The sequence below is a fragment of the Desulfosediminicola ganghwensis genome (genome assembly GCF_005116675.2).
Taxonomy (GTDB): domain Bacteria; phylum Desulfobacterota; class Desulfobulbia; order Desulfobulbales; family Desulfocapsaceae; genus Desulfopila; species Desulfopila ganghwensis.
The window spans coordinates 224,510-241,726 of record NZ_CP050699.1 but is presented as its reverse complement, the minus strand read 5'-3'; the positions used below and the strand labels follow the sequence as shown (position 1 = coordinate 241,726).

General features: G+C 50.0%; 16 protein-coding genes. 10 read left to right on the top strand and 6 right to left on the bottom strand.

Features of this window, described 5'->3' with window-relative positions:
• The first annotated feature begins 94 nt into the window (after nt 1-94).
• The 4 genes from nifA (at nt 95) to FCL45_RS01055 (ending at nt 5,635) form a co-directional block, all read left to right on the top strand.
• The gene (gene nifA, locus FCL45_RS01070) at nt 95-1,714 is read left to right on the top strand and encodes a nif-specific transcriptional activator NifA (RefSeq protein ID WP_136795543.1); all 1,620 of its coding nucleotides are present in this window, start codon (nt 95-97) and stop codon (nt 1,712-1,714) included.
• A gap of 437 nt (nt 1,715-2,151) precedes the next feature.
• A complete protein-coding gene (locus FCL45_RS01065) occupies nt 2,152-3,477 on the top strand; it encodes an ammonium transporter (RefSeq protein WP_136795458.1) in 1,326 nt (441 codons plus the stop codon).
• Nucleotides 3,478-3,495: 18 nt separating this feature from the next.
• Nucleotides 3,496-3,834, top strand: a complete 339-nt coding sequence (locus FCL45_RS01060) for a P-II family nitrogen regulator (protein WP_136795457.1) — start codon at nt 3,496-3,498, stop codon at nt 3,832-3,834.
• A gap of 271 nt (nt 3,835-4,105) precedes the next feature.
• Entirely contained in the window at nt 4,106-5,635 is a 1,530-nt protein-coding gene (locus FCL45_RS01055; RefSeq protein WP_136795456.1) for a DUF3373 family protein, read from the top strand.
• Nucleotides 5,636-5,699: 64 nt separating this feature from the next.
• Here FCL45_RS01055 and FCL45_RS01050 read toward each other — a convergent pair whose 3' ends face one another.
• Entirely contained in the window at nt 5,700-6,488 is a 789-nt protein-coding gene (locus FCL45_RS01050) for a sirohydrochlorin cobaltochelatase (protein WP_136795455.1), read from the bottom strand.
• Between the two features lie 357 nt (nt 6,489-6,845).
• Between FCL45_RS01050 and FCL45_RS01045 the strand changes: the two genes are divergently transcribed.
• From FCL45_RS01045 to FCL45_RS01030, 4 genes are all read left to right on the top strand, one after another.
• Complete coding sequence (locus FCL45_RS01045) at nt 6,846-8,333, top strand: DUF3373 family protein (protein ID WP_136795454.1); 1,488 nt, start codon at nt 6,846-6,848, stop codon at nt 8,331-8,333.
• Between the two features lie 155 nt (nt 8,334-8,488).
• Nucleotides 8,489-9,253: a peptidoglycan editing factor PgeF gene (gene pgeF, locus FCL45_RS01040; protein WP_136795453.1), complete on the top strand. Its 765-nt coding sequence runs from the start codon at nt 8,489-8,491 to the stop codon at nt 9,251-9,253.
• Nucleotides 9,254-9,284: 31 nt separating this feature from the next.
• Nucleotides 9,285-9,959, top strand: coding sequence for a winged helix-turn-helix domain-containing protein (locus tag FCL45_RS01035; RefSeq protein WP_136795452.1), 675 nt, complete (start codon nt 9,285-9,287; stop codon nt 9,957-9,959).
• Nucleotides 9,940-11,370 (top strand): sensor histidine kinase, encoded by a 1,431-nt coding sequence (locus tag FCL45_RS01030; protein WP_136795451.1) that lies wholly within the window; start codon nt 9,940-9,942, stop codon nt 11,368-11,370. Before FCL45_RS01035 ends, FCL45_RS01030 begins: the two co-directional genes overlap by 20 nt.
• Here FCL45_RS01030 and FCL45_RS01025 read toward each other — a convergent pair.
• Nucleotides 11,324-12,097 carry an endonuclease/exonuclease/phosphatase family protein gene (locus tag FCL45_RS01025; RefSeq protein ID WP_136795450.1) on the bottom strand — a complete coding sequence of 258 codons (774 nt, stop codon included), beginning with the start codon at nt 12,095-12,097 and terminating at the stop codon, nt 11,324-11,326. The two genes, FCL45_RS01030 and FCL45_RS01025, sit on opposite strands and share 47 nt — an antisense overlap.
• A gap of 150 nt (nt 12,098-12,247) precedes the next feature.
• On the opposite strand from FCL45_RS01025, the gene hemC reads away from it, so the two are divergent.
• Complete coding sequence (hemC, locus tag FCL45_RS01020; RefSeq protein ID WP_136795449.1) at nt 12,248-13,186, top strand: hydroxymethylbilane synthase; 939 nt, start codon at nt 12,248-12,250, stop codon at nt 13,184-13,186.
• Between the two features lie 150 nt (nt 13,187-13,336).
• On the top strand, nt 13,337-14,395 hold the full coding sequence (locus tag FCL45_RS01015) for a dipeptidase (protein ID WP_136795448.1): 1,059 nt from the start codon (nt 13,337-13,339) through the stop codon (nt 14,393-14,395).
• Nucleotides 14,396-14,469: 74 nt separating this feature from the next.
• On the opposite strand, the gene hypB is transcribed toward FCL45_RS01015, so the two are convergent.
• The 4 genes from hypB to hypE form a co-directional block, all read right to left on the bottom strand.
• Nucleotides 14,470-15,219, bottom strand: a complete 750-nt coding sequence (gene hypB / locus FCL45_RS01010; protein ID WP_136795447.1) for a hydrogenase nickel incorporation protein HypB — start codon at nt 15,217-15,219, stop codon at nt 14,470-14,472.
• A 67-nt stretch (nt 15,220-15,286) separates the two neighbouring features.
• Complete coding sequence (locus tag FCL45_RS01005; protein WP_136795446.1) at nt 15,287-15,634, bottom strand: hydrogenase maturation nickel metallochaperone HypA/HybF; 348 nt, start codon at nt 15,632-15,634, stop codon at nt 15,287-15,289.
• Between the two features lie 9 nt (nt 15,635-15,643).
• Nucleotides 15,644-16,162, bottom strand: a complete 519-nt coding sequence (locus tag FCL45_RS01000; RefSeq protein WP_136795445.1) for a HyaD/HybD family hydrogenase maturation endopeptidase — start codon at nt 16,160-16,162, stop codon at nt 15,644-15,646.
• A gap of 32 nt (nt 16,163-16,194) precedes the next feature.
• The gene (gene hypE / locus FCL45_RS00995; protein ID WP_136795444.1) at nt 16,195-17,208 is read right to left on the bottom strand and encodes a hydrogenase expression/formation protein HypE; all 1,014 of its coding nucleotides are present in this window, start codon (nt 17,206-17,208) and stop codon (nt 16,195-16,197) included.
• Nucleotides 17,209-17,217: the final 9 nt, after the last annotated feature.

The window sequence follows — 17,217 nt, the reverse complement described above, 5'->3', positions numbered from 1 at the left end:
CTGAAAGTCAGGAATTTTGAGGATTAACAGATGAAAAATGGAAAGGATTGTAATGGGTATCAATGCAATCCTCATGCAGCTAAGGAGAGCGATGATGGACTACGCAAAATCCGGCTTCGCGAAAAGAGGGGAGTCAACTCAGGGCATAGAACTGCTCGCATTACATAGAATAACAAAACTTATCGGCAAGGCTGTTGACCTGGAGACAACTCTTGCCAGTGTATTGAAGGTGTTGAACGATACCATGCAAATGGAACGGGCGACCCTGCTGCTGCTCGACAAGATGACCGGCAGGTTGATGATCAAGGTGAGCTGTGGTTTGACCACACAGGAAAAGCAGAGGGGCGTGTACAGGCCTGATGAAGGTGTCTATGGGAAAATTTTCCAGACCAAGGCGCCTTTTGTCGTTCCGGATATTCATAGTGAGCCGCTCTTTCTCAACAGAACGGGTTCGCGTCCCGCATTTAGTAAGGAGCGGTTGTCTTTTTTGGGGGTTCCTGTATTGATGCAGGAAAAGACCGTTGGAGTGTTGAGTGTTGACCGTCTTTTTGGCAGCGATGTCTCCTTTGACGAGGATGTCAGGTTTCTAACTGTGCTGGCTACACTGATGGCCCAGTTCATAACCCTGCATGAAGAAATAGAGCGTAAAGAGGCCAAGCTGCAGGAGGAAAATCGCTCGCTGAAGGCAAAGTTGCATAGTCGTCATGATGGTCATTATATAATAGGGCACTCCAAGCCCATGCAGGAAGTGTATTCCATTATAGAAAAAATAGCCCCAAGCTCAGCTACTGTGCTGTTGCTCGGTGAGTCTGGAACAGGCAAGGAGCTGGTGGCGAAAGCAGTGCACGAATCGGGAGGTCGAAAAGACAAGGCCTTTATTAAAGTGAATTGCGCTGCGTTGCCGGAAACTTTGTTGGAAAGTGAGTTGTTCGGCCATGAGAAAGGTGCATTTACAGGTGCTCACGCGACTCGGCCCGGGCGTTTCGAGTTGGCGAATAAAGGCACGATATTTCTTGATGAAATCGGCGAGATGCCGTTGGCATTGCAGGCGAAGATGTTGAGAGTCCTGCAGGAAAAGCAGTTCGAGCGGATTGGTGGCAGTAAAACATATGACGTGGATGTTCGAATTATTGCCGCCACCAATGTCGGCTTAGAGCAGGCTGTAGAGGAAGGGAATTTCAGGGCTGATCTTTACTACAGATTGAATGTGGTGCCGATTCAGTTACCGCCTGTCAGGGAGCGGATGGAGGATATTCCCTTACTGCTCAACCATTTCCTCAGTATGAGCAACCAGCGTAATGGCAAGAAGCTGATGCTGACCTCGGAATTGCTCGACTTTCTCATTGATTATCCATGGCCTGGCAACGTCCGTGAAATGCAGAATATGGTTGAGCGTATGATCATCCTGGCTGAAGGAGACCGGTTAACCCTGGGTGATCTTCCGCCAAATGTGCTTGTCAGGAGGAGCAGTGCTGCGGGTGGGGCAATGCTGGTTCATGATGAGGCAGCTATAGCACCACCGGTGGCGGAAGCCCCCCTTATTATCCGAGGGCGAAAATCATTACAGCAGCTGGAGAAAGAAGAGGTGGAGGCAGCATTGAGGCGACATGGCTGGGTACAGGTTCGTGCAGCCAGGGAGCTTGGGCTCACCCAGCGGCAGATAGGATACCGGATCAAGAAATATGGACTGTCACGTTTGGACGCGTATCGCTGATGGTGATATACGCCGTACCCTTGTTGGAGCTATTTACAACTATGTAATCTGTATCATCTGATCTGGTCAGTATCTTGAAAAGCACCATTCACGCCTATCGTGAATGGTGCTTTTTTTTCGTGGGATTGGGCTGTTGTCCGACAGGTCGGCTGGTAGTTACCTGTAGAAACGGAAAAGAAAAGTATTACAAAAGTGGCATGATTGATGTTTGATTCTTACTTAAATGTAATCCTTGTTTGTGCCGAGGTGCCGTGCATTTCGGGCAATATTGGCTGTATGTGCCTGGATTAGCGGGATGTGAAGAAAAAAACAGGTCTGGCACAGTGTTTGTAATAAGAAAGACAAATTTGTTGTTGTCCAATTTATCTGCTGTTTCAGAAGAGGGAAAGGGCAGGCTATAACCACAAGGAGGGATTGTCGTGAAAATGAGATTGAAGATGAAGAACAGAACGTACTGGGGTGGAGCAGCTTTGCTCGCTTCCCTGGCCATAGCCGGGCCGGCTTGTGCTGAAGAGGTTGCCAGCGTAGGTGACACCCTGATCAACCTTGCATATGCATTGGATACTTTCTACTTTCTGATGTCGGGTGCTCTGGTAATGTGGATGGCGGCCGGTTTTGCCATGCTTGAGGCTGGTCTGGTACGCAGCAAAAATACCGTTGAGATTCTTACCAAGAACGTCGCACTGTACTCTATCGCCTGTATTATGTATATGATCGTCGGTTACAACATCATGTACGGCGACGGCAGCGGCATTATCCCAGGGTTCGGTTTTTTCCTCGGTGCTGATAACTCCGTAGCTGATGTGCTGGCAAGTGGTGGAGATACCTACTATTCCGCTATGTCTGATTTCTTCTTCCAGGTGGTGTTCGTTGCGACCGCTATGTCTATCGTTTCCGGAGCTGTTGCTGAGCGCATGAAACTGTGGGCATTCCTGGCTTTTGCTGTAGTTATGACCGGTTTCATTTACCCGGTACAGGGGTATTGGAAGTGGGGCGGTGGTTTCCTCGACGCTCTCGGTTTCCTCGATTTCGCAGGTTCCGGTGTTGTTCATCTCTGTGGTGCCTCTGCAGCTCTCGCCGGTGTACTTCTGCTCGGCGCACGTAAAGGCAAATATGTAAGTGGTAGAATCAACGCTATCCCAGGTGCTAACCTGCCATTGGCTACTCTCGGTACCTTTATCCTCTGGCTCGGCTGGTTCGGTTTTAACGGCGGTTCCGAGCTGAAGATCAGTAACATTGAAGAAGCGAACGCCGTATCCATGATTTTTGTCAACACCAACACCGCCGCGGCTGGTGGTCTTGTGGCAGCGCTGCTCTTCTCCAGAGCGTGGTTCGGTAAAGCTGATCTGACCATGGCCTTAAACGGTGCTCTTGCCGGCCTGGTGGCGATTACCGCTGAACCTCTCACCCCAAGTCCTTTGTTGGCAACAATCGTAGGTGCAATTGGTGGTCTCATCGTCGTGGCAGCCATCGTCTTCATAGATAAAGCAAAGGTTGATGATCCGGTTGGTGCAATCTCAGTGCATGGTGTTGTCGGTATCTGGGGTCTGATCGCCGTAGCTTTTACCAATCCGGAAGGGTCTCTCGTAGCACAGCTCACCGGTATCGTAGTGATCTTCGCCTGGGTATTCGGTACAAGTTTCGTAGTATGGCTGGCACTGAAAGCTCTCATGGGTATCCGTGTAACTGAAGAAGAGGAACTTGAAGGTTGTGACATCAGCGAGTGTGGTCTTGATGCATATCCGGAGTTCACCAAGGATTGATATTAGGAGATTGAGATAATGAAGAAAATCGAGGCAATCATCAAGCCGTTCAAGCTCGAAAGCGTAAAGGAGGCTCTCACCGACCTCGGCATTGCAGGAATGACGGTATCAGATGTGAAAGGATACGGACGTCAGAAAGGCCATAAGGAAGTCTATCGCGGTGCAGAGTATAACGTGGAGTTCAATCCGAAGACTAAGATCGAACTTGTTGTGGATAGCGAAATAGCAGGCAAAGTTGTTGAAGCTATTCGAGGGGCTGCCAACTCCGGAAAAATTGGCGATGGTAAAATCTTTGTTCTACCGGTCGAGAATGTTGTGCGGATTCGTACCGGCGAAAGCGGTAAAGAAGCAATCTAGTTCCACCAGCAAAACCCAACCTTCTTGCTGTTTGGGGCCACTCCGAAAGGAGTGGCCCCATTTTTTTTGGGGGATTCGATTTTAAAAAGCACAGTTCGGGAGGTTTTTGCATTTAATCTCTATAATTTATCCAGATCGATGCTATAATTGCTACAATTAATGCCTGGCAATCAAATGAATTCGCGCTTTAGGGGGAGGTAAAGAGGAGAAAAAGGCAACGCGTCGTATATGTTAGGGGCCGGAACCAGTTGTTGTGAAGGAGGGGAAGACTATGATCAAAAGGTTTTCTACATTTGTCCTTGCAAGTATGCTGGCATTGCCGATTACGGCAGCAGCAAATGGTGACAGCGGTGGACCAGGGGTGTCTGAGCTTGAGCTGAAAATTGAGGAATTGAGCAGGCAATTGGCTGAGCTTAGAGCAGCGGTGGACGAGCAGAGGGCATTAAACGAGGATCAGGAAGAATTCCTGGACGAAATCGACGAAAAAACAGAGGGTTGGGATCTGGCCGCACGATTCAAATTCTATGGTGATTTCAGGTCACGTCTTGATTATTACAACGCGGATACGGTATTTGGCAGAAATCTTGAGAACGATACTCTCTGGACAAATCGATTTCGTCTGAATATGCGGGTAAAGGCCACGGAAAATGTCGAATTCAAAGGACGTCTGGCAATGTACAAGGCCTGGGGCATGCAGTCTGCATTCACTGATGATTCAGGTGCAATGTGGCCGGTATTTGATGGGAATGTGACTCGCACCCCGGCGGAAGACAGCTCGCTCTATGTGGATCGTGCCTTCCTTAATTGGAACAACATTGCGGGACTGCCCATGTGGTTTTCCATAGGTCGCAGACCAACCACAGATGGGCCGCCGGCAGAGATTCGTCTCGGTCTCGATGAGCGACAGGGAACGCCGATGGCCTTCATGGACTGGCCTTTTGATGGTCTGGTGCTCGGTTATGGCTGGAGTTGGGGGGCTGAACAGATGGGCACCAGCAAGGTGCGTTTCTGTTATGGCCGTGGCTTTGAGGATGGCCTGCAGGCCGATTCCGCCGACAGCGTTCATGACATGGATTTTGCAGGTCTTGCCTGGGATATCATGAAAAAGGGTGATCGCTTTGCCTATATTCAGTCATATATGGGTTTTGACGTCATTAATTATCCAAATTTCCAGTCTGAATTCATAGAGTTCGGAGCCCAGCAGGATCCCATTATGGACCAAACTGATCCAAATTTTCCGGGCGGGTTTGGAGCTCGCAAAAATCTGGGAAATATCTGGCATTCTGCGGCTGTTTACCAGAATAAAGTCAGTGACCTCAATTATTTCATCGCAGGTGGCTATTCCCAGACCATACCAGATTCCGAGGGTATGTTCTTTTTCGACGGGACACCAAGCACCGATAACGAGGATGGCTATTCCATCTATGCGGGTGTGCGCTATGATTGGGATGACATCGGCTTGAAACTGGGCGGGGAATTTAACTGGGGCTCCCAGTACTGGCTTGCCATGTCTCCTGGTCATGACGAGATCTATCAGTCCAAACTGGCGACCCGTGGCCAGGTGTACGAAGTATATCTGATTTATGATCTGCCCACGGGAGAAGCACTTTCAAAATATGCCAAGACGTTCATGCGGCTGGGCTACCAGCACTATGAATACGATTATTCGGGCTCGGGGGACTGGAATCTCTACCCATTTGACCTGGATGATGCGGGAGATCTGGCAATGCTGCAGGCCTTTGGGCAAGATCCTGTGGAAAGTGCTGATCAGATTTATCTGACTTTTGAGGCGTATTTCTAAATATCCTTTCAGCTACAGTTATTATATCAGGGGAGTAGTCATTACTGGCTACTCCCTTTGGCATTTATGCTATCTCGGCTGATGCGTCCGTGATATGGCGGGCGAAGATCCGGCCGATATCAGGTAGTGCGCCAAGGCCATCCCCGCAGGCGATTTCAACTTCAAGCCCTGCCCTCAGTATCCTGCTCCTCCAGGAAGACATACCCTCTCCGGCGACGTCACGATGAAAGTGAACACCAGCGACCATAAAGAAAGGAATGACCAGGACCTTGCTGTGGCCACTGAGTGTAATGCGCTGTTCAATGTCGGTACTATCCGGATAGTGTTCCACAACTCCAACATACGCCCGCTTGCCGAAATGGCGCTGCATGACCTGCTCCAGGCCAAGATATAGGGGCCATGAAGCATGACGTGTGCCATGGCCGACGAGTAAAAGAGCGTGATCAGGGTATGGACTTGCAATGGTTGCAAGAATTTTCATGAACTCATAAAAATCATCAGGAGCAGTCAGAAGAGGTTTCCCGAGGTGACATGCGAGTTGTTCAGTATGACTCGACTCTCGGTGCAGTTGATGAAACTCATGCCCAACGATGAGTTGTAGAGATTGCATAATGGCATGCTTATGCCCCATATCAATCAACTGTCTGACCACATCGCCGATTTCAGGTAATGATGATGTGCTGCCTTTTGCCCTTTCCCTGTTAGCAACCCGACTGCTGTAGCTCCAGTGAAACTCATACTGGTTGGTGTGAATGACTGGTAGAGCGCCTCGAATATGGTTTTCGAGAGCCAGATAGGTTGCGCGTGCTTGTTTAGCCGCGCTGGAGGCGGTGAGAATTACCGGTATCTTCATTTTATGTCCTTGTGATGGTCATTGAGGCCTTCAGTCTAAACGTTTCAAAATGCTATTTCCAGAAAAACTCTCAATTTAAATTTGTGGTGGCTGATGGCGCTGTGAGCAATGATTGCACGTGTTACAGCGTAATAGTGGCTCGAGCTATCTGCTCAGGATTGTGATGAGTCATATATCCTGTTGACAGCGTTAAAGAAATCAAATATTAAATTAAAATCCTAAATTATAAAATAACGTAATACTGTTGCAGTGACCACGGAGTAGGAGAGCTCCAGGGTTGAAGCAGCAGGGGAGATAGAAGTGCTTGGTTCTTTTTCATGGGGAGATTGAGCCGGTTTTTATTCAGGAGGAGGAGTTATGATCAAAAGGTTTTCCACACTAGCCCTTGCGAGTATGCTCGCATTGCCGATGGCAGCATCCGCAAACAGCGCACCAGACGTATCTGATCTTGAGCGCAAGATTGAAGAGCTGAGCAGGCAGCTTATCGAGTTGAAATCAGCCGTTGCGGACCAGCAGGCGGTAAACGCGGAACAGGAAGATATTTTAGACGAGATTGACGAAAAAACAGAAGGCTGGGACCTTGCCTCGCGCATAAAATTTTACGGGGATTTCAGGTCTCGGGTTGATTACTACAATGCGGATACGGTTAGTGGTAAAAGTCTCAGCAATGATTCTCTCTGGACCAACCGGTTCCGCTTGAATATGCGGGTGAAAGCTACTGAGAACGTTGAGTTTAAAGGTCGCCTTGCCATGTACAAGACCTGGGGCATGCAGTCAGCTTTTCAGGACGACTCTAGAGCTATCTGGCCGATATTCGATGGCAATGTAACCCGCACGCCAACCGGAGACAGTAGTCTCTATGTGGATCGAGCCTTTGTAAACTGGAATAATATTGGTGGCTTGCCGATGTGGTTCTCCATTGGCCGCAGGCCAACAACGGATGGACCTCCTTCAGAGGTTCGCCTGGGTGAGGATGAGCGACTGGCCACCCCGATGGCATTTATGAACTGGCCGTTTGATGGTCTGGCGCTTGGTTATGGCTGGAGCTGGGGGCCGGAAGCCCTGGGTACCAGCAAGATTCGCTTCTGCTATGGTCGTGGCTTTGAGGATGGGTTACAAGTAGATTCCACTGACAGCATTGATGATATGGATTTTGCTGGATTGAGCTGGGATATCATGAAAAAGGATGATCGGTTCCTTTATCTTCAGTCCTTTATGGCGTTTGATGTGGTCAATTATCCGCAGTTTTCCGATGATGCAGATAATGCTATGTTTGCAAGTATGATGGGGCCGAGGGCGAATATTGGTGATATCTGGCATACCTCAGCGGTATATCAGAATAAAGTTGGCGACCTCAACTACTTCCTTTCCGGTGGCTACTCCCAGACCATGCCAAATTCCAATGGCATGTTTAATGATCCAATGGCTGGAGCGCCAAATACAGATAATGAGCACGGTTATTCTATTTATGCTGGTTTGCGCTATGACATTGACGAGATTGGACTGAAAGTCGGAGCTGAAGTTAACTGGGGCTCCCAGTATTGGGTCGCTATGTCTCCAGGGCATGATGAGATCTACCAGTCTAAGCTGGCTACGCGTGGGCAAGTTTATGAATTATATATGATTTACGACCTGCCGACCGGAGAGGCGATTTCTAAATACGCCAAGACCTTTGTTAGATTGGGATACCAGCATTACGAGTACGATTATACCGGCTCTGGTGATTGGAATATGTATGCATACGATTTGGGCGATGCCGGAGACCAGGCAATGCTTCAGGCAATGAAAATGGACCCTGTCGAAAGTGCCGATCAGATCTACCTGACCTTCGAGGCAAAATTCTAATACACTTTCATAGCGTATCTGTTTAATCTTGGGGAGTGTCCAGCAATGGATGCTCCCCTTTTTTGTTGCTCGCTTTTCTCCTTTGTTATACCCTTTTGAGGCTATATGGTGCGTCACCTACGATGCCACAATGGCACAATAACAAAAGGAAAACAATGGAACAGGATAAGTGCGGATTGCCTGATATAGAACAATTTGCAGGATTACAGGGCAATAGCTGCAGGTATGGGTTGTTCAACAGGCATGGCGGAGTAAGCAAGGGAGCATTTGATTCTTTAAATATCGGTCTTGCCGTGGGAGATGCGCCAGAGCTTGTCGCAGAAAACCGCAGGCTGGTGAAAGCGAGGATGGGCGTGAGTCACCTGCTTTCAGGAAAGCAGGTACATGGAGAGGAAGTCTATTCTCTTGCTGAGCCACTCACCGAAGATCTGGAAGTGGATGGATATGATGCATTTATCACCAATCAACCGGATGTGGGGCTCATGGTCCAGCATGCGGATTGTCAGGCACTATTGCTCTATGATCCGGAAAACAAGGTGATTGGCGCGGTACACAGCGGCTGGCGCGGAAGTGTGATGAACATTATCGGCACCACAGTGCAGGCCATGCAAAAAGAGTTTGGTTGTAATCCTGGTGGCATGCGCGCGGTGGTCAGCCCTTCACTGGGGCCCTGCTGTGCAGAGTTCGTTCATTACCAGAAAGAACTTCCGGCTCACTTTCAGCAGCATATGGACGACCGGCTCCGGTTTGATTTCTGGCAGATATCGAGAGACCAGCTCTTGGAGCAGGGGTTGGCAGATTCGGCAATCATCCTGCCGGGCCGATGCACCAGTTGTTCTGAAGACTATTTTTCCTATCGGCGTGCCTGCAGGGAAAGTAATGGTATCACGGGCAGAAATTGTTCAGTGATCGCACTGTGATGTTCAATGGCTGCCAGAAAGGAATTGGTTCATGCGCATACTACTCATAGAAGACGATAAAACGATCTCCGGATTCATCGAAAAAGGCTTGCGGGAAGCCGGTTTTGCTGTTGATGCCTGTTATAACGGTACCGATGGCCTCAGCATGGGGCTGGAGGGTATCCATGACGCCGCGGTGGTCGATATCATGCTGCCGGAGATGGATGGGCTGCAGGTAATCGAAGGGCTGCGAAAGCACGGTGTAAATACCCCAGTTCTTATTTTAAGCGCGAGGCAATCGGTAGATGACCGTATCCAGGGCCTGCAACGGGGTGGCGATGATTATATGATCAAACCGTTTTCATTTTCCGAGTTGCTGGTTCGCATCCAGGTGTTGATCAGACGAGACAAAAAGAATGCCCAGCCGACCATGCTGACTGCGGGTGAGCTTGAAATGGACCTGCTCAGGCACGAAGTGACCAGAGCAGGCGAAAAAATTGAACTGCCGGCCAAGGAATATGCCCTGCTTGAACTGATGATGCGGAACAGTGGCGCCGTTATTTCAAAAACGACAATCCTTGAGCGGGTATACGATTACAACTTTGACCCTCAGACCAATGTGGTTGATGTCCTGGTTTGCCGACTGCGCAATAAGGTCGATAAAGATTTTGACAAAAAAATGATCCAGACCGTGCGGGGAATGGGCTATGTCCTTCGGGCTGACTAAAGATGACCTGACCCTTGCACGGTGCAGGAGTGCGCTTCCGGTCTTTATAGTCACATTTGGTATCGTATGCATCCTGGCTCTGATCTCGCTGGGAGTTGTGCGTCATAAGCTTGGGACCTCTGAGGTTGAGACAACCAGGGCATTGCTGGATGAGTTGATTGAGAGTCACGTCGAAGGCAACAATCCGGCCCGGGTCCAGTTTGGCCAGGTAATAGCCCAGGACAGGGTTGAACTGAAAGGGCTTGGTTTTGTCCGGTTGCGTCGCGGGGAAGACCAGATGCTGGTGGCAGGTGGGGATACGCACCACTCCCTATATAAGAAAATCCTGCATTTGCAGCCTGTGATTAATACCCCATGGTATCCCCTGGCGATCACAGATTCCAAAAACAATTCCACAATCACTTATTGGTCTATGGTGACTGTTGAACTTGACAAAGGGTTGATGCTGCAGGCTGGTAAACCCAGTCAGGATTCACGCCAGACAGTATTTGCCATTGCGTATCTCTTTCTTGCTGTTGTGGTAGCGGGCGGGATTCTCTGCGGTTTCGTTGCCTTGATGGTTGTAAAGCATACGGTGATACCGCTCGTCAGACTACGAAGTAATTTGGAAAAGGTGGGGGATAAAAGCAAACTATGGATTTCGCCTGTCGGTAATTTTCCGGAAGAGTACGTTCTTTATGAGGAGGTGAATGTGCTTCTTGGGCGAAATCGAAAGTTGGTGGAAGAGATGCAGGCAAACCTGGATAATGTTGCCCACGATCTCAGGACGCCTCTTACCCGGTTGCGCTCGGTGGCAGAGTTCGGGTTGCAGGAGGCAAGTGATACAGAGAGACTTCGTGATTCTCTGGCAGACTGTCTTGAAGAGTCGGAACGGGTGTTGTCTATGCTTGGCATTATGATGAACGTTGCCGAAGCAGAGGCGGGTGCTTTAAAGCTGCAACGTACCCAGGTAGATCTGGCCGAGTCGATTACCGAAATGATGGCGCTGTACGAATATGTGGCAGAAGAACGGCGCATTGCCCTCCGTGCCCATATGGCAGGCAACCTGTATATCCAGGCTGACCCATCGCGGATTGCGCGGGTGTGGGCAAATCTTTTAGACAACGCAATTAAGTATGGCAAAGGCGGCGGGTCTGTTGAGGTAACAACAGAGGTTGCTGATGACTTCATCCACATCCACTTTCAGGATGACGGCATGGGCATTTCACCAAATGAACAGGGACGAATCTGGGACAGGCTTTACCGGGGAGACCGATCCAGGTCGCAGCAGGGATTGGGGTTGGGGCTGAACCTGGTGAAGGCGATTGTCGAAGCCCATGGCGGAACAGTTTCAGTTACCAGTGAACTGCATAAGGGAAGTTGCTTTACGGTGTCACTGCCGAAAACCGTTCTGCTGCAACCGATGACTTGAACGAGAAATCACAAATCAGCGGCGAATGATCAGACAGCCGGACATCGGGAATATAAAAGTTATCTATGGATATCCCAGGGCTGTGGAGGATGAAGTCTATCTGTCTATGGGGTGAATGACTTGGATGTGAGGGGATATTCTCAATATTGGCGCTCTCAAGATTTGAAGCGGCAAGAAAGAGTTTTAATTCACGACTGCCGAAAAATGTGTTGAAGTCACCTGCCACAATAACTTCCTTTTTGGTGCGCCTTACCAGGGTGTGCAGATACTCAAGCTGGTGCTGGCGATGTCGGTATTTGAGTGAGAGGTGCACCAGAAAGATTACTGCCTCCTCCAGTTCAGTTTTGATGATGAGCCGCTTTACGCCCTCTCGGAAATAGTGGAAGGTGTTGTCGTGGATCCGTTCCCGGGTTAGCAGAGCATTGGATTGCCTGTTGAGAATGGGCACCTTCTGGGCCAGTGATTTTTCACTGTATTTGGTTTCCGCAATACAGTTATAGCCAAGGATGTTGGAGATTTCTTCTGCCTGGCAGGTTTTACGGGAGCGATAAGAACCGGAGTCGACTTCAATCAGGCCGATGATATCCGGGTCAACAGAGCGGATGAAATTGATTATGCGCTGGAGATTGACCTCGGTACGCTTGAAGAAACCAATAAACGGAAACGGCTTGTGATATCCTTTCAGATGGCCGGTGGCATATCGGATATTATACAGAAGAATTCGCATGACAGATTGACTTGGTGGACCCAAAGATGGATTCCATTGCTCCAGTGTATATGGTAGATTCAGGGGCCAGTCAAGATACTTGAGAAGCACTTCACACCAGATTTTATACAATACTATAATTACCGCTCTGCTTGAAGTAAGGAAAAACAAATGACCACTATTACAATCGGTACCAGAAAGAGCAAACTCGCGATGTGGCAGACTGAAACGGTTGCTGCAATGTTGCAGGCTGTCGGCATACATACCAAAATAAGTAGCATGGAGACCATTGGCGATAAAGTTCTCGATACCTCTATCGCTAAAATCGGCAGCAAAGGCGTTTTCACAGAGGAGCTTGAAGAGCAGTTGGCAGGCGGCATTACCGATATCGCAGTGCACAGCGCCAAGGACATGCAATCGAGCCTGCCGGAAGGATTCGAGCTGATCGCCTTTACCGATCGCGAGAAGGTAAACGATGTTCTGGTGAGTGATGATAAGAGCATTGATCTCGAAGATACCAGTAGGAAAGTTCGTATTGGCACCTCGTCGGTGAGACGGGTAGCCCTGTTGAAGCATTTCTACCCGCACGTGGAAGCGGTTGAGATGCGTGGAAACCTGCAGACCAGAATCCGTAAGATGCGCGATGGGGATTGTGATGCCCTGATGCTGGCTTATGCCGGGGTAAAGCGCATGGAATACGATGACCTTATTGTGAAAATATTTGATGAAGAACAATTTGTGCCGCCGGTGGGGCAGGGTTGTATCGCGATAGAGGCTGCTACCAGTCTTGACGGTGACAAGTTGGAAAAAATTCGGGCTTGTCTCAATAACAGCAAAAGTGAAGCATGCCTGTTGGCGGAGCGGGCGTATCTGAAAGCCCTGGAAGGTGGCTGCTCTATTCCGGCTTTTGGCCTCGCCAAACTCAGTGAGCAAGGCATTACCCTGACTGTCGGTCTGGTCAGCCTTGATGGTACACGTATTTTACGTAAAACCGTAAGTGGTGCGGTGGAAAGTGCAACCAGTCTCGGAGAGGAGGCAGGGGAGTACATTCTCGAAAACGGTGGCCGGGAGATGCTGGCTGAGATTCGCAGTCAACAAGCGAAGAGCTAGAAATGTGAAGGGTGAGGTGTCAGGAGAAAGATATAGGTTCCCCTTTATCCTCACCCCTTTCACCTGACAGATCAGGGCCGGTCTCAGTTTTCTCTGGGATCGGCCTCAGTTGTCTGATTCAGTACATACTGGTAATAACCTGGAGGTGTAATGGAGTTCGTCGATTTGCATTGTGATACGATTAAAGCCGTTGCCGATGGTGATGGGGACTTCCCGAGCGGGCAGGGATTACACATTGGTTTACCGCAGTTGGCTGATGCAAATGTGGCCTTGCAGGTCTTTGCCTGTTTTGTGATGGCAACCGGCAAACCGGAACAGGATTACAAATCATGTAAGGAGTACCTGGCAGCCATAGACGATCTTGTTGCCTCCCACAGCGAGCAACTTTCCCTGGTACGATCCAAGGCAGATTTGCAAACATTGGTTGAGGCAAGGTCGAAAGGCAGGCGACTGACCGGTATTGTCAAAGCCATTGAAGGCGCTGTGCCGCTGCAGGGGCGTGTTGATCTGCTAGATGAGTTCTATCAGGATGGGGTCCGGCTGCTGACCATTGCCTGGGACGATAATGAATTTTGCGGTACTGTCTTTGGCAGTGGTGGCGGGCTCACCGCATTAGGAGAGCAGTTAATTCAGCGCTGCAACGAGCTTGGCGTGGTTGTGGATGTCTCCCATGCCTCCGATGAGGCGTTCTGGAATATTGCAGAAATCACTGATAAACCCTTTGTTGCCAGCCACTCGAACGCAAGATCGGTGTGCGCGAATGAACGTAACCTGAACGATGAGATGATTCGTGAGATTGCCGATCGGGGTGGCATGATCGGGCTTGCCCTCGGTTCCGGTTTTATCTGCCCGGAGTACTATGTGCATGATAAGCAGAACAGAATTCGCATAATCGAGGGTTTTAAAAACGGAACCATGACCAATGAGAAGGCTGAAAGGTTGAGCGAAGAGGCCCTGGGGAGCCTGCCGCCCGCTCAAATTGGACAACTCATTGAGCATATCCGTCATTTCATCAATGTGGGCGGCGAAGACTGCCTTGGTTTTGGCAGTGATTTCGATGGGGTTACCGGGTTGATCGCAGATGCTTCAGGGATCGGGGTGTTGCCTGGAATTGCTGCGGAGATGGTAAAGTCCGGACTGTCGCAAAAGGTGGTTGAGAAGATCTGCAGCGGTAATGCGCTGAGATTTTTCGGGGAGCAGTTAGCATAACACCAAAGCCTCCGGAAGCATGCTTCCGGAGGCTTTGGTGTTTGTTTTCAATGCTTGTGGTCAGCCTTTCAGCCCTATGCTGCTTTCTTGGCCTTCACCATGGCTCTTAAATAGTCGAGCCAGGCGTCAAAACCATCGCCTGTAGTGCTGGAAAGCTCCATCACCTTCAGGTTCGGGTTGGTCTTCAGGGCCTCGCCGCGCGCCTCTTCAACCGGGAAGTCGAAGTAGGGCAGCAGGTCGGTCTTGGTGATAAGAAAGGTGTGTGCGGTGCCGAAGGTGCGTGGATATTTTGCCGGCTTGTCCGGTCCCTCCGGTACAGAGACAAGTACTACCCGCTCATGCTCGCCCAGATCGAAACTTGCCGGGCAAACCAGGTTCCCCACATTTTCGATAAAAAGCAGATCGACCGGTTCATAACCAGGCTCTTTTTCCAGCAGATGGAAGCCTTTGTGGGTCATGGCCGCGTCAAGATGGCAGGCTCCGCCGGTGGTGAGCTGCACGACTGGCACACCTTTGGCGCGGATGCGCTCTGCATCGCGGTCCGTTTCGGGATCACCTTCAATAACACCGATCTTGATCTCGCCCTTGAGAGCTTCGATGGTGTGCTCAAGCAGGGTGGTTTTGCCTGAACCGGGGCTGCTGATAAGATTCAGCGCCACTGCACCGAGTTCATCGAAGTGATCCCTGTTGGCTTTGGCCATTGCATCGTTGGCAGCAAAGAGACTGGCGTGAACATCGACAGTCTTGGAGCTATGATCATGGTCATGGGAATGATCGTGATCATGGGTATGTGATGGGCTTGGACAACCGCAGCTATCGCACATAGTCGTTCCCTCGTAGTAAAATTATATAAAATCCCTGATAATCAGGCAGTAATACAGTTGCAGCCTGCTATTCCATCTCAACCCTCTTCAGGATAAGGTCGTCGCCACCCGACGGGGTGAGGAAAAACTCGTCACACTTGGCACATGCATCGGGTCTTTCACCGGCCGACACTTCCTGATGGCCACAGCTGGTGCAGGTGTAGGTTACTTCAGGTATCTCTATGATCAACTCGGTGTTTTTGAACATCTCTTCCTGGGAAGAAAGGATTTCAAAACCAAACTGAAACGAGTCGACGACCACCCCGCAGATGGGTCCAATCTCCATGGTGACACTGAGCACCTTGGTTGAATTGTTTTCTGCTGCGAGTCCTTTGAGCTGCTCGAACAACCCCTGGACCAGTGACATTTCATGCATGGTGGCTCCTCAGACTGGTCCTGTGCCAGATGGCACGTCTTTCTTGGTATATTGCACTCCAAGTTCGTCGAGCCTCTTCAGTATCATCTCGGAAACTTCAACCATCCGTGCTTCGGCAACGTCTGAGAGTTCAATACTTTCAGTGAGTTCTTTGGGGATTATGGTGTAGAACTCAACTTGCTCAGGTGCCTCGCCTCGAAGTTTACACACCTCGACAATCTCGAGCAGGCCAAGCTGGTGGGGAGACATGCGGGTCTGGAACGTTCCGGCTTTCACATCCTGGAGTGAGTAAAAGTGGAATGAGCCGGGTTCCCCTGCAATATCGACCACATCGATCACCAATACGGGATCGCAGGTCTCAAGAAATGGCGCCATATAAATGCCGGCGGTGCCCACGTCCTGAATATCAATATTCTCAGGGAAATCATAATTATTCTGGAGGTAATGAACAACATGAACGCCAAAGCCTTCATCCCTGAGCAACAGGTTGCCGATACCGGCGATTCCTATTTTCTTTGTCTCTGTCATAGTAAGTTTTCTTGGCTAAGTAATTTATGATATCAGCAGATTCTCGGCAGTGGTTCGCCATGAAGTTGGGTCACTACCCTCGAACCACCTACCGGGGTGTTGATTACAACCCGACCCGCTTTTCCTTCGACGATCCTGCCTATAATTTTTGCTTCAGCGCCTTCTCTGGTAGATTGCATCACGGCCAGGGCCTGCTCAGCCTTGTCACCGCTTACGACAAGCAGCATCTTGCCTTCATTGGCAAGGTACAGAGGTTCAAGGCCGAGCATTTCACAGGCGGCACGGACTGTCGGTCGTATGGGAAGATCCTCTTCCTTCAGTTCGATGGAGAGCCGGCTTGCATCTGCAATTTCATTGAGTGAGGTGGCTACACCTCCCCTGGTCGGGTCACGCATGGTGCGGACATCGTCAGGTAGCTCGGCGAGCAGCTTTGCCACCAGGCCATGAAGCGCCATGGTATCGCTTTTCAGATCGCCATCGAGACTGATTCCGGCGCGGCGGGTCATGATGGTGATGCCATGATCGCCCAGGGTGCCTGAAAGGATCACCGCGTCACCGGCTTTGGCGTTTTTGGATGAGATATTGATCTCATCGGCAACGACCCCTATGCCGGAGGTATTGATAAAGATTTTGTCACCTTTACCTTTCGGTACCACCTTGGTGTCTCCGCAAACCACTGGAACATCCGCTTCGTTGCATGCTTCGGCGATGGAGATGATGATTTTTTCCAGATCATCCAGGAGCAGCCCTTCTTCCAGAATCAGACCCAGGCTGAGGCAGATAGGTTTGGCTCCCCGCATGGCGAGATCGTTGATGGTGCCGTGTACAGCGAGTTTGCCGATATCCCCACCAGGAAAGAACAGCGGGTCGACCACATATGAATCAGTGGTAAAGGCGAGTCGCCCGGATTGTTTTTCTATGATTGCACTGTCTTCAAGACTGTGCAGGATCGGGTTGTCGAGATGCTTGAGAAAAAGAGTGCCGATCAGTTCCTGGCTGGCGAGACCGCCGCTGCCATGGTCGAGAAGAATAGTTTTATCTGACATGAGATCCTT

Coding starts and splice junctions, on each gene's coding strand:
- hypB (WP_136795447.1), bottom strand. CDS start 15,219: ATGTGCGATAGCTGCGGTTGTCCAAGCCCATCACATACCCATGATCAC.
- hemC (WP_136795449.1), top strand. CDS start 12,248: ATGACCACTATTACAATCGGTACCAGAAAGAGCAAACTCGCGATGTGG.
- FCL45_RS01015 (WP_136795448.1), top strand. CDS start 13,337: ATGGAGTTCGTCGATTTGCATTGTGATACGATTAAAGCCGTTGCCGAT.
- FCL45_RS01030 (WP_136795451.1), top strand. CDS start 9,940: ATGTCCTTCGGGCTGACTAAAGATGACCTGACCCTTGCACGGTGCAGG.
- FCL45_RS01025 (WP_136795450.1), bottom strand. CDS start 12,097: ATGCGAATTCTTCTGTATAATATCCGATATGCCACCGGCCATCTGAAA.
- FCL45_RS01045 (WP_136795454.1), top strand. CDS start 6,846: ATGATCAAAAGGTTTTCCACACTAGCCCTTGCGAGTATGCTCGCATTG.
- FCL45_RS01000 (WP_136795445.1), bottom strand. CDS start 16,162: ATGACAGAGACAAAGAAAATAGGAATCGCCGGTATCGGCAACCTGTTG.
- FCL45_RS01035 (WP_136795452.1), top strand. CDS start 9,285: ATGCGCATACTACTCATAGAAGACGATAAAACGATCTCCGGATTCATC.
- FCL45_RS01005 (WP_136795446.1), bottom strand. CDS start 15,634: ATGCATGAAATGTCACTGGTCCAGGGGTTGTTCGAGCAGCTCAAAGGA.
- hypE (WP_136795444.1), bottom strand. CDS start 17,208: ATGTCAGATAAAACTATTCTTCTCGACCATGGCAGCGGCGGTCTCGCC.
- FCL45_RS01060 (WP_136795457.1), top strand. CDS start 3,496: ATGAAGAAAATCGAGGCAATCATCAAGCCGTTCAAGCTCGAAAGCGTA.
- FCL45_RS01050 (WP_136795455.1), bottom strand. CDS start 6,488: ATGAAGATACCGGTAATTCTCACCGCCTCCAGCGCGGCTAAACAAGCA.
- FCL45_RS01065 (WP_136795458.1), top strand. CDS start 2,152: ATGAAGAACAGAACGTACTGGGGTGGAGCAGCTTTGCTCGCTTCCCTG.
- pgeF (WP_136795453.1), top strand. CDS start 8,489: ATGGAACAGGATAAGTGCGGATTGCCTGATATAGAACAATTTGCAGGA.
- FCL45_RS01055 (WP_136795456.1), top strand. CDS start 4,106: ATGATCAAAAGGTTTTCTACATTTGTCCTTGCAAGTATGCTGGCATTG.
- nifA (WP_136795543.1), top strand. CDS start 95: ATGGACTACGCAAAATCCGGCTTCGCGAAAAGAGGGGAGTCAACTCAG.